This window comes from Bacillus sp. EKM420B (genome assembly GCF_011065565.1).
GTDB classification, from domain to species: domain Bacteria; phylum Bacillota; class Bacilli; order Bacillales; family Bacillaceae; genus Bacillus; species Bacillus velezensis.
Window position 1 is genome coordinate 94453 of record NZ_JAAMNX010000004.1, and the last position, 12231, is coordinate 106683.

Sequence of the window (12231 nt, forward strand, 5' to 3'; positions counted from 1 at the left end):
ATTGATCCAGCAGCTCTCAGACCGGGAGATTGTGATACAGCTGTATGCCACCCAATTGCTCATATTGGCGGTTTCAGCTGTCATCGGCTTTTTCTTTTTCACCGACATTCACGATTTTTTAAAGCTGTGGCATATACGTGACGATAATATCATATGGTACGGTGTAACTCTTGCCGTCCTTGTCATTTTTGCCGATCTGGCGGTGATGAAATGGTGTCCTTCGCATTTATATGATGACGGCGGCATTAATGTATTGCTTTTTAAGAACAGGCCGGTTCTGCACATTTTATTTTTGACGCTTCTCATTTCGTTCAGCGAAGAGATTTTGTTCAGAGGCGTTCTGCAGACACATATCGGCTTATGGGCCGCCAGCTTCATTTTTACCGTGCTTCATTTCAGATACATGGCGAAGTGGCTTCTGTTTATGATGGTTGCGGGCATCAGTCTTTTGCTGGGGCTTATCTATGAATGGACCGGCAATTTATTCGTTCCGGTTACAGCGCATTTTATTATTGATGCGGTATTTGCCTGTCAGATCCGTTTTCAATATGTTAGGAGGGGTTTCTATGACGGAAATGTCAAGAGTTGAAAGAAGAAAAGCTCAGCTGCGTGCCGAGCAGCAGGTTGCCGCGGCCGCGGATGAACAAATTGAATATCTTGAAGACAGCCTCCCGACAAGACAATCTGTAAAAGAGAAGCGTAAAAAAAAGGAAGAGCAGGTGAAGGAAAAAACCAAAACAAAAACGCCGCTGTTCACTTTTCTGACCGTCCTGTTCATTATCGTAACAATCGGTGTCTTTTTCGGTCTTCTTTATATGACGAACAGCAGCAGATTTGACCCGAAGGACTATGAAGATGTCTTCATTGACCACAGTGAAAGCGCGCCTGCCGTTATTCCGAAAGGCGCTCAAAAAGAAACGTCAGAAACCGCTCTTTTAGAACAACCGAAAAAAAAGTCTGACGACAAAGATAAGAAAGAAGCGGCTGCATCTGAAAAAACAAAAGAAAAACCAAGTGAAAAAACACCTGAAAAAACGGAAACACCCTCAGAAAAACAAGTAAAGCCGACAGACACCGAATACGCGGAGACAAAACAGCAGTCTCCGCCGGCTGTCCGTGAAAAAGCGGCTCCGGCTGCCGCGAGTGATCAAGCCGGGACTGTCCCGAAAAAAGTGCGGACCGTACAGCATACTGTACAGCCGAAAGAAACGCTTTACCGCATTTCAATGAAATATTATAAAAGCCGGGCGGGCGAAGAGAAAATCCGCAGCTACAACGGATTAAACGGAAACGACGTGTACACCGGCCAGGTTCTGAACATTCCGCTGTCTGATTAATATGCATGTTTTCACCGTGTTTTTCATATAGTGTACCAATGAAAACGGACAAGGTGTGAAGCGCATGGATTCTTTATGGAAGCAATTAGACCGATTTGCTGACGGACCGACGAAACAAATGCTTCAGGCGCTGGTGAAACGGAAATTAAAATACGAAAATTATGCCGCACAATGCCGAAGATGGCAGTGGGCGTCCCTCGTTTGTTTTTCCCTGATGTGTATACTGCTGATGTTTAAAAGCTTTAATGCCCCCCAAGCCTCTCCGCAGCTGATTCTGCAGGAAATATTAGGCCATACGGTTTATTTGTGCTGGATTATGGCTTCCGCTTTTGCGTATTGCACTTCTTATTATTTTAAAAAAAAGGAAGAAAAAGCTGAGGGTGAATTTCATAAACTGAGATGTGAAATTATCCAAAAAAGCACGGATTTATGGCCCCAGCCTGAAAAATGGAGGGCGAGAGAATCTGTTTTTCACTTGATGAAACATCGGTATGATATCAATCTTTATTTTGAAAGCAAATAAAATGAGGCGTTTTCCGGAAAGGATAGAAACGTCTTTTTTTGTTTGTCCGTCTAATGTAAGACAATGACAGAATGGAGAGTGCGTTTATGAAGCTTACAGCGGGAATTCTCGGCTCATTGGCGGGAGCGGCTGCAGTTATGGCGGCCGTCATGTACAAAACGGCAAACGGCAGCCATTTGAAAACACATACATTTACGCTTGATAAAATGAAAGGGATGAAGCCGCTCACCATCTTCTTTATATCTGACGTGCACCGCCGTTTAATTGATGAAAAGCTTCTCCGCGAAGCGGCAGTTTATAAGCCGGATGCCGTTTTGCTCGGCGGTGATTTGGCGGAGGGCGGAGTTCCTTACGCCAGAATTGAAGAAAACATCAAACGTCTGACGGCTCTCGCGCCTGTTATTTATGTGTGGGGAAATAATGATTACGAGGTCAGCCAGCAAAAATTGCTCTCACTTTTACGGGTTTACAAAGTGATTCCGCTGAGAAATGAATCGGTTCAGTTTGCTTATAAAGGGGAAACCGTTACGATCTGCGGGGTGGATGATATCAGAATGATGATGGATGATTACGAATCTGCAATCAGATATACGGATGCTGACAAAGTAAACCTCCTGCTTTGCCATAATCCTGACATCCATGAGCAGATGAGGGAGTCAGACGGGATTGACGCTGTGTTCAGCGGCCATACGCATGGCGGCCAAATCCGTTTCGGCCGGTTCGGGCCGTATGAATTGGGCGGGACGGGAACGGTAAAAAAAGCGCATTATCTGATCAGCAACGGCTACGGGACGACAAAAGTTCCGCTGAGGCTCGGGGCGAAGCCGGAGACGCATATGATTACGCTGTGCGGACCGGATGAGCCGTTTTCCTGAAACAAATCCGGCCGCGGTGATAAAAAACGGCATTCTGCTTGTCTTCCCGCTGTACACGGTGTAAACTGATAACAAATTAAGAACCTATGACTCATTTATTCATATACTGTGTTATATGATTTGTGTGCAAGAAGAGGCAGGAGGGAACATTATGCGGCTTGAGCGTCTGAACTATAATAAGATTAAAATCTTTTTAACCCTCGACGATCTGACTGATCGGGGACTGACAAAAGAAGACCTCTGGAAGGACTCGTTTAAAGTCCACCAGTTATTTAAAGATATGATGAATGAAGCAAATACAGAGCTCGGCTTTGAAGCGAATGGTCCGATCGCGGTGGAAGTATATTCTCTTCAGGCACAAGGTATGGTTGTGATTGTAACGAAAAATCATGACGCGGACGCAGAAGATGACGAATATGACGATGATTATATCGAGATGCAGGTCAAACTTGACGAAAGCCCGGATATTATTTATCAGTTCCATTCGTTTGAAGATATCATTCAGCTTGCCGGAAGCCTTCACCGAATCGGGATTACCGGCGGCACCGTCTACCACTATGAGAACCAATACTATGTAAGCCTTGAAGACCTCGGCTCCCGTTCCGCCGAAGGTGTCATCGCGGTGCTGGCTGAATACGGACACCCGGCGACGATTACGATTTACAGGCTCCATGAGTACGGAAAACTCATCATGGACGGCAATGCTGTGGAGACCATCCAGAAACATTTTTCATAAAAAAGATTTGAAACGGCAGCTGTTTTCAGCGGCCGTCTTTTTTTAAGCGAAATAATGGAAAAATCATTGTCTTTCTTCTATGCACGGAGATATTGAAGGTGTATACTAGTCACTGAAAGGGAGCATGAGAGAAACAGAAGATTTTAGGAGGTTAACTCAAATGGCAGCCGATCGATTCACCGGTCATAATGAAGAAGACAAACATGATGTATTAAAATCAACCCAAACCGTAATACATAAAGCTCTGGAAAAATTGGGGTATCCAGAAGAAGTGTATGAACTGCTGAAAGAGCCGCTCAGATTATTAACGGTTAAAATTCCTGTTCGGATGGATGACGGGTCTGTGAAAATATTTACAGGCTATCGTGCGCAGCACAATGATTCCGTAGGTCCGACAAAAGGCGGCATTCGTTTTCACCCGAATGTAACTGAAAAAGAGGTGAAAGCACTTTCCATCTGGATGAGTTTAAAATGCGGAATTATTGATCTTCCTTATGGCGGTGGTAAAGGCGGAATTGTTTGTGATCCGAGAAATATGTCATTCAGAGAGCTTGAAAGGCTGAGCAGGGGATATGTAAGAGCAATTAGTCAGATTGTCGGACCGACTAAAGACGTCCCGGCACCTGACGTATTTACAAACTCACAGATTATGGCTTGGATGATGGATGAATATTCAAGAATTGATGAATTTAACTCACCCGGCTTTATTACGGGAAAACCGCTTGTACTCGGCGGATCCCACGGCAGGGAATCAGCGACGGCAAAAGGCGTCACCATCTGCATAAAAGAAGCGGCCAAGAAAAAAGGTCTCGATATTCAGAACGCGCGCGTCGTCGTACAAGGTTTCGGAAATGCGGGCAGCTATCTGGCTAAGTTTATGCATGACGCCGGCGCGAAAGTTGTCGGAATTTCTGACGCGTACGGAGGCCTTTACGATCCGGACGGTCTTGATATTGATTATCTGCTTGACCGCAGAGACAGCTTCGGAACGGTGACGAAGCTTTTCAATGACACCATTACGAATCAGGAGCTGCTTGAGCTGGACTGTGATATACTTGTCCCGGCGGCGATCGAAAACCAAATTACAGAAGAAAACGCTGACCGCATCAAAGCGAAAATCGTGGTAGAAGCGGCAAACGGACCGACGACACTGGAAGGAACGAAAATCCTGACAGACAAAGGAACGCTGCTGGTTCCCGATGTTCTGGCGAGCGCCGGCGGTGTAACGGTTTCTTATTTCGAATGGGTTCAAAACAACCAGGGCTTCTACTGGAGTGAAGAAGAAGTCGAGGAAAAACTGGAAAATATGATGATAAAATCGTTTAATAATATTTATGAAATGTCCCAAAACCGCCGGATTGACATGAGGCTTGCGGCTTACATGGTCGGCGTGCGGAAAATGGCTGAGGCTTCGCGTTTCAGAGGCTGGATATAAACCAATCGTTTGCATAAACAAAAAAAATCTCCTATGATAATATAGGAGATTTTTTATATGAGTGGAAACTTATGATGGAAATGCCAATCGCAGGAGTTGAAGGACATGACAGAAGAAAAAGCAATTATAATAGGCGGAGGTCCTTGCGGATTATCGGCGGCTATACATCTGAAGCAAATTGGCGTGAACGCGCTTGTGATCGAAAAAGGGAATGTCGTAAACAGCATTTATAACTATCCGACCCACCAAACTTTTTTCAGTTCAAGTGAAAAATTGGAGATCGGCGATATCGCCTTTATTACGGAAAACAGAAAACCGGTCCGAATACAGGCTCTCTCTTATTACAGAGAGGTTGTCAGAAGAAAAGAGCTGCGCGTAAACGCCTTTGAAACGGTGGAGCGCGTAACGAAACAGGAAGACGGCCGTTTTCTTGTAGAAACGTCAAAAGACCGCTACCTCACTCCGTTTTGTATCATTGCGACAGGATATTATGATCATCCGAATTATATGAACATACCGGGTGAAGGGCTTCCTAAGGTATTTCATTACTTTAAAGAAGGCCATCCTTATTTTGATAAAGATGTTGCTGTGATCGGCGGGAAAAACTCAAGTGTGGACGCGGCTTTGGAACTCGTGAAGTCCGGTGCGCGCGTCACGGTGCTCTACAGAGGACATGAGTACTCCCCGAGCATCAAGCCGTGGATTCTGCCTGAGTTTGAGGCCCTTGTCAGAAACGGCACAATCCGGATGGAATTCGGCGCTTGTCTTGAAGAAGTGACGGAAGATGAAATCATTTTCCGCTCCGGCCGAAATGAGACGGTCCGGCTGAAAAACGATTTCGTATTTGCCATGACGGGATACCATCCCGATCACGGTTTCCTCGAAAAAATCGGTGTGCGGATTGATGCGGAATCAGGCCGGCCGTTTTTCCGGGAAGAAACGATGGAAACAAATGTTGACGGTGTTTTTATCGCCGGAGTCATTGCGGCTGGAAATAACGCCAATGAAATTTTTATCGAGAACGGCCGTTTTCACGGCGGCTTGATCGCAAACGAAATATCAAAACGGCTGGGTGCAGAGAGCATATGATCATTCATATGCTCTTTTTTAAAAAAATTGAAAGATGTAAAAATATGAACAACATGGTACCATAGATATAGGAATATAAAGGAAAGAGGTTGCCTGATGTTTGCAATCATCTCTGCAGGAATTGCTCCCGGCATTGCGCTGTTAAGCTATTTTTATTTAAAAGATCAGTATGACAATGAACCCGTACATATGGTGCTGAGGTCTTTTTTTCTCGGGGTTGTCCTTGTGTTTCCGACCATGTTTATCCAATATGTTCTTGAAAAAGAGCATGTGGGGGGAGGAAGCTTTTTCGTTTCGTTTTTGTCTTCGGGATTTTTGGAAGAATCGGTGAAATGGTTCGTTCTGATGATCAGTGTGTACCCGCATGCTCATTTTGATGAGCATTATGACGGAATCGTTTACGGGGCCAGTGTGTCTTTAGGCTTTGCCACGCTTGAAAATATTCTGTATTTATTCGGCCACGGCGTTGAGCATGCTTTCATAAGGGCGCTTCTGCCGGTCTCCTGCCATGCGCTGATCGGAGTGATTATGGGGTTTTATCTCGGAAAAGCCCGCTTTTCGCAGAAAAAAGCCCGTGTCAAATGGCTTGTGATTTCGCTGGCCGTCCCTTCATGTCTGCACGGTTCGTACGATTTTATTCTTACCGCCCTCAATCATTGGGTATATTATATGCTGCCGTTTATGCTGTTTTTATGGTGGTTCGGGCTGCGAAAGGCAAAAAAAGCACGCTCCGTCAATATGATCCAAGTGTGAAGAAACCGCGCATCGCGTGCGGTTTCTTTTTTTATGCCTTGATGAGGGATAAGAAGGAAACGGTGTATAAAAATATCCGCGTGACAGACAATACGGGTACACTTTAAATTTTGCAGTAGGAGGCTTGAAGAGATGAAGTGCAAAGGAGCCTTTATGGCATGTCTCATTCTATTTTCTTTCGCCGCCGCTTTCTTCGATCATCATGAAACGGTTCATGCGTTTTCAAATCAAGTGATTCAAAGAGGCGCGACGGGTGATGATGTTATAGAATTGCAGGCCCGTCTTCAATATAACGGATTTTATAACGGGAAAATCGATGGTGTTTACGGCTGGACCACATACTGGGCCGTGAGAAATTTTCAGGAGAAATTCGGCATGAAGCCGGTTGACGGCCTCGTCGGGGCGAAAACCAAACAGGTGCTGATTTCAAAATCAAAATATTACCGTGAATATGTAATGGAGCAGATCCAAAAAGGGAATACGTTCACTCATTATGGCAACGTCCCATTGGAAAACCAAACAAAACCGAGAGCCGGAGCGCAGAAGCCGGCGGGAACGAATAAGCCTGCTCAAAAGCCGCAAAACAATACAGGCGGTCAGTCAAATCAAAAGCAAAATACGACAGCGGCCAATATGCCTGGCGGTTTCTCAAACAACGACATCAATCTTCTGGCGCAGGCTGTGTACGGGGAAGCGCGCGGTGAGCCGTTTGAAGGACAGGTTGCCATCGCCGCGGTTATTTTAAACCGTATTAAAAGCCCGTTATTTCCGAATACGGTGGCCGGCGTCATTTTCGAACCGCTCGCGTTTACCGCCGTTGCCGACGGCCAAATATACATGCAGCCGAATGAAAGAGCAAAAGAAGCGGTTCTTGATGCGATCAACGGATGGGACCCTTCTGAAAACGCGCTTTATTATTTCAATCCTGATACGGCGACAAGCAAATGGATTTGGGGACGTCCGCAGATTAAAAGAATCGGAAAGCACATTTTCTGTGAGTAAAAGTACGCAAAATGAGGTGTTAACATGATTAGAGGAATCATTATCGCTGTTCTCGGTGTCGCGATCGCCGCAACCGGATACTGGGGATATAAAGAGCATCAGGAAAAAGATGCGGTCCTTCTGCACGCGGAAAATAATTATCAGAGGGCTTTTCATGAACTGACGTACCATGTTGATCAGCTTCACGACAAAATCGGGACGACGCTTGCAATGAACAGTAAAAAATCTCTGTCTCCGGCGCTCATTGATGTATGGAGAATTACATCTGAAGCACATAACAATGTGAGCCAGCTGCCCCTGACTCTCATGCCTTTTAATAAGACGGAGGAGTTTTTATCCAATATAGGAGATTTCAGCTATAAAACATCCGTCCGGGATTTAGACCAAAAACCGCTTGATAAGAAAGAATATACAACACTGAACAGCCTGTACAAACAGGCGGAGAACATTCAAAACCAGCTCCGCAGCGTTCAGCATCTCGTCATGAGCAAAAATTTACGGTGGATGGATGTTGAAATGGCGCTCGCCTCTGACAAAAAACAAAGCGATAATACGATCGTCGACAGCTTTAAAACAGTCGAAAAAAATGTAGGCGCTTTTTCTGAAGACAGTACCAGCCCTACGTTTACAAGCGCAAATACAGAACGAAAAGGTTTTACGCATCTGAAAGGAAAACAAATTACGGAAAAAGAAGCGGTAAAAATCGCAGAACGGTTTGCGCCTGATCATAATTATTCCATTAAAGTGGTCAAAAGCGGCCGGAAGACGAATCGGGATGTATACAGTATCCGCATGAATGACGCGGATCACAAATCTTTTATCTATATGGATATTACCCAAAAAGGGGGACATCCTGTCTATTTGATTCAAAAACGGGGCGTGAAGAAACAAAAGATCAGCCTCAATGAAGCATCTAACCGGGCCGTCGCGTTTTTAAAGAAAAACGGATATGAAACAAAAGGCCTCGAAATTGATGAAAGCGCGCAATATAATAACATCGGCGTCTTTTCTTTTATTCCCGTGGAGAAAAACGTCCGCATTTATCCGGAAGCCATCCGAATGAAAGTGGCGCTGGATGATGGTGAAGTCGTCGGTTTTTCCGCGCGTGATTACCTGGCGGCGCACCGCACGAGAACGATTCCGGCTCCCGCTTTGTCAGCTGATGAAGCGAAAGCGAAGCTGAATAAAAATGTTGAAGTGAGGGAGACCCGGCAGGCGCTGATCACGAATGAACTCGGTCAGGAAGTGCTTTGCTACGAAATGCTCGGGACGATCGGGAAAGACACGTATCAAATGTTCATTAATGCGGACGACGGAAAAGAGGAAAAAATAGAAAAATTAAAAAGTGCAGAACCTATATATAAAGACCTATAAAAATAAAGGAGGAAAGGACTAAAAGTCTTTTCCTTTTTTTCATTACATGCTTTAATAAAAGCATAAATAATGAAAGAGTGAAGGCCCATGATAGCTGTCGGAGATTATATTTGGATTGAATACATAGAGAACAATGAGCCCAAAAAAGCGAGGAGCAAAGCAGTAAGCGTTGAAAACGGCGAACTCCATATCTCATATCCCGTCGATCTGGATTCGGGACGGACGGTCTTTTTGCATAAAGGATTGGAAATAACAGCGGAATTTATGGGGAATGGCCAAGTACCGTATCAATTTAAAAGCATAATCAAAGGAAAGAAAAAAGAACCCATCCCGATGATCGGATTGGACATCCCCCCTCAGGAGGAAATGAAGCGGATTCAAAGACGCCGATACGTCCGTGCAGACGCAGTATTGGATGTATCCGTCAAAATGGAAGCGAAAAAAACCGCTTTCCAAACGGTTTCCTCTAATATCAGCGCCGGCGGAATCGCTGTTGTGATGCCTGAGCATATTTCCGCGGAACCAGGTGAAAAGCTGTATGTCTCATTTTCGCTTCCCGGCAAGGAAAATGAGGCGGATATAACGGCCGAGGCTCTTACCCAGCGGATTTTTTATGATGAAAAGGCGGATAAACAAAAAATGACGCTTGAATTTACAGAAATCGGCCCCGCAGCGCAGCAGCTTTTACTCCAATATTGTATGCGCGCGCAGCTGCAGCAGAGAAGAAACAGTCTGTCGGAATAAACAGCAGCGCACTTTTCCATACTAATCCTAATGGAGGTGCGCGTGTATGAAAACGTTTGAACGTCTGCTGGTCAAATTGGTCTGCATTCAGCTTATCATTTTGGGCGCGGTGCAGTTTTTGCTTCATTATCAGCCTATTGAACCTTATATTTCGAAAGCCGTGAAATATGAGGGAGTTGATAAAATGGAGAAAAAAGAATGGATTGAAACGGTAAAGCGGTAAATCAGCTCAATTTTTTCGCCCCTTTTCCGGCAGTTCATGATACAATCCATAGAGGAGTAAAGAGCAAGGAGAGAGATTATGGACAAGAAATTATCAATTGCGATCGACGGGCCGGCCGCTGCCGGAAAAAGCACCGTTGCTAAAATAGTGGCTGAGAAAAAATCATATGTGTACATTGATACAGGGGCGATGTATCGTGCCATTACATACACGGCGCTCAAGCAGAATGCCGATTTAACCGATGAATCCGCGCTTACAGAGCTTTTGAAGCGTACGGAAATTGAGCTTGTATCCGCTCCGGAAGGACAAATCGTTCTGGTAAACGGAGAAGATGTGACAGAAGAAATCCGAAAAGACGAAGTCAGCAACCAAGTATCCATCGCCGCCAAGCATAAAGGCGTCAGAGAAGAAATGGTCAAAAGACAGCAGCAGCTCGGACAAAAAGGCGGTGTCGTCATGGACGGCCGCGATATCGGTACTCACGTGCTGCCTGATGCCGAAGTGAAAATTTTTCTGCTCGCGTCCGTAGAGGAAAGAGCGAAGCGCCGATATGAAGAGAATAAGAAAAAAGGATATGACGTGAATTACGAGACGCTCATTGAAGAAATTGCCAGACGCGACAAACTCGATTCAGAGAGGGAAGTTTCCCCGCTGCGCAAAGCGGAAGACGCGATTGAAATCGATACGACGTCACTCAGCATTGCCGAAGTCGCAGGAAAAATTCTGGAGATCGTCGAACAGAAATCACGTTAACTTCGGGCGGAGCGCTTTTTAATTTTTTTCAAAAGACAAGATGTTATTGCTTGACAAACCAGTCCTTTTATTAGAAGTTAATACTAATAAAACTTTTTATTGATCATTCAAAATCTTTTTTGGATGATTCTTTAATACATATTCGGCTGAAAAGCGGACATTCACATGTTCAGCTTTCAAACCGTATTAATTAAGCTGTGTAGGTTTGGACCAAGGAGGTTATTCAAATGACAGAGGAAATGAATCAAATTGATGTTCAAGTGCCAGAGGTTGGAGATGTAGTAAAAGGGATTGTGACAAAGGTAGAGGACAAGCATGTAGATGTCGAAATTGTCAATGTCAAACAGTCCGGAATCATTCCAATCAGTGAATTATCAAGTCTTCATGTAGAGAAAGCATCGGATGTCGTAAAAGTTGACGACGAGCTTGACCTGAAAGTAACAAAAGTGGAAGACGATGCTTTGATTTTATCTAAACGTGCCGTTGATGCTGACCGCGCTTGGGAAGACCTTGAAAAAAAATTCGACACAAAAGAAGTGTTTGAAGCTGAAGTGAAAGATGTGGTGAAAGGCGGTCTCGTCGTTGATATCGGCGTTCGCGGCTTCATTCCCGCATCACTTGTCGAAGCTCATTTCGTCGAGGATTTCACTGACTATAAAGGGAAAACCCTCTCTCTTATCGTCGTTGAACTCGATCGTGATAAAAACCGGGTGATTCTGTCGCACCGGGCTGTAGTGGAAAAAGAACAGACAGCCAAAAAGCATGATTTTCTCCAAACGCTTGAAGTTGGAAGCGTGCTTGAAGGAAAAGTGCAGCGTTTGACTGATTTCGGCGCATTTGTCGACATCGGCGGAATTGACGGGCTTGTTCATATTTCGCAGCTGTCTCATTCACACGTCGAAAAACCGTCTGACGTGGTGGAAGAAGGTCAGGACGTAAAAGTGAAAGTACTGTCCGTAGACCGCGATAACGAGCGTATTTCTTTATCTATTAAAGAAACGCTGCCGGGACCTTGGAGCCAGATCGGCGAAAAGGTAAAACAGGGAGATGTGCTTGAAGGAAAAGTGCAGCGCCTTGTAAGCTTCGGCGCCTTCGTTGAAATTCTTCCGGGCGTGGAAGGACTTGTGCACATTTCGCAAATTTCCAATAAACATATCGGAACGCCGCATGAAGTGCTTGAAGAAGGACAGACTGTTAAAGTGAAAGTGCTTGACGTGAACGAAAGCGAAGAGCGCATTTCCTTAAGCATGCGTGAGCTTGAAGAAGCGCCGAAAGCCGATCAGGAGGACTTCCGTCAATACCAGGCGAAAGAAGAGCCGAGCACCGGCTTCCAGCTTGGCGATTTAATCGGAGACAAGCTTAATAAATTAAAATAAATTGGTGATAA

14 protein-coding genes are annotated in these 12231 nt (G+C 45.0%); all 14 read left to right on the forward strand.

The annotated features are described in order from the left end of the window. Position 1 precedes the first annotated feature (1 nt). The 14 genes from G9F48_RS13455 (at position 2) to rpsA (ending at position 12220) form a co-directional block, all read left to right on the forward strand. Positions 2–589: a CPBP family intramembrane glutamic endopeptidase gene (locus tag G9F48_RS13455; protein ID WP_025649801.1), complete on the forward strand. Its 588-nt coding sequence runs from the start codon at positions 2–4 to the stop codon at positions 587–589. Beyond that, entirely contained in the window at positions 567–1337 is a 771-nt protein-coding gene (locus G9F48_RS13460; RefSeq protein ID WP_165409622.1) for a LysM peptidoglycan-binding domain-containing protein, read from the forward strand. The genes G9F48_RS13455 and G9F48_RS13460 overlap by 23 nt, the downstream gene beginning before the upstream one ends. 64 nt (positions 1338–1401) lie before the next feature. After that, positions 1402–1860, forward strand: coding sequence for a YpbF family protein (locus tag G9F48_RS13465; RefSeq protein ID WP_007409443.1), 459 nt, complete (start codon positions 1402–1404; stop codon positions 1858–1860). Positions 1861–1946: 86 nt separating this feature from the next. Next, complete coding sequence (locus G9F48_RS13470) at positions 1947–2735, forward strand: metallophosphoesterase (protein WP_101562237.1); 789 nt, start codon at positions 1947–1949, stop codon at positions 2733–2735. Positions 2736–2886: 151 nt separating this feature from the next. Further along, positions 2887–3471 (forward strand): genetic competence negative regulator, encoded by a 585-nt coding sequence (locus G9F48_RS13475; RefSeq protein WP_003153412.1) that lies wholly within the window; start codon positions 2887–2889, stop codon positions 3469–3471. Positions 3472–3631: 160 nt separating this feature from the next. Further along, complete coding sequence (gene gudB, locus G9F48_RS13480; protein WP_003153413.1) at positions 3632–4906, forward strand: NAD-specific glutamate dehydrogenase; 1275 nt, start codon at positions 3632–3634, stop codon at positions 4904–4906. Positions 4907–5011: 105 nt separating this feature from the next. Further along, entirely contained in the window at positions 5012–5995 is a 984-nt protein-coding gene (locus G9F48_RS13485) for a YpdA family putative bacillithiol disulfide reductase (RefSeq protein ID WP_165409623.1), read from the forward strand. A gap of 96 nt (positions 5996–6091) precedes the next feature. After that, on the forward strand, positions 6092–6748 hold the full coding sequence (prsW, locus tag G9F48_RS13490; RefSeq protein WP_003153415.1) for a glutamic-type intramembrane protease PrsW: 657 nt from the start codon (positions 6092–6094) through the stop codon (positions 6746–6748). A 132-nt stretch (positions 6749–6880) separates the two neighbouring features. Then, positions 6881–7750, forward strand: a complete 870-nt coding sequence (gene sleB, locus G9F48_RS13495) for a spore cortex-lytic enzyme (protein ID WP_015388061.1) — start codon at positions 6881–6883, stop codon at positions 7748–7750. A 24-nt stretch (positions 7751–7774) separates the two neighbouring features. Further along, complete coding sequence (gene ypeB, locus G9F48_RS13500) at positions 7775–9124, forward strand: germination protein YpeB (protein ID WP_014305318.1); 1350 nt, start codon at positions 7775–7777, stop codon at positions 9122–9124. Between the two features lie 87 nt (positions 9125–9211). Further along, the gene (locus tag G9F48_RS13505) at positions 9212–9868 is read left to right on the forward strand and encodes a flagellar brake protein (RefSeq protein ID WP_015388063.1); all 657 of its coding nucleotides are present in this window, start codon (positions 9212–9214) and stop codon (positions 9866–9868) included. Positions 9869–9914: 46 nt separating this feature from the next. Continuing rightward, complete coding sequence (locus G9F48_RS13510; RefSeq protein WP_003153420.1) at positions 9915–10091, forward strand: YpfB family protein; 177 nt, start codon at positions 9915–9917, stop codon at positions 10089–10091. Positions 10092–10169: 78 nt separating this feature from the next. After that, positions 10170–10844, forward strand: coding sequence for a (d)CMP kinase (gene cmk / locus G9F48_RS13515; RefSeq protein WP_156734858.1), 675 nt, complete (start codon positions 10170–10172; stop codon positions 10842–10844). Between the two features lie 227 nt (positions 10845–11071). Beyond that, complete coding sequence (gene rpsA / locus G9F48_RS13520) at positions 11072–12220, forward strand: 30S ribosomal protein S1 (RefSeq protein ID WP_003153426.1); 1149 nt, start codon at positions 11072–11074, stop codon at positions 12218–12220. Positions 12221–12231: the final 11 nt, after the last annotated feature.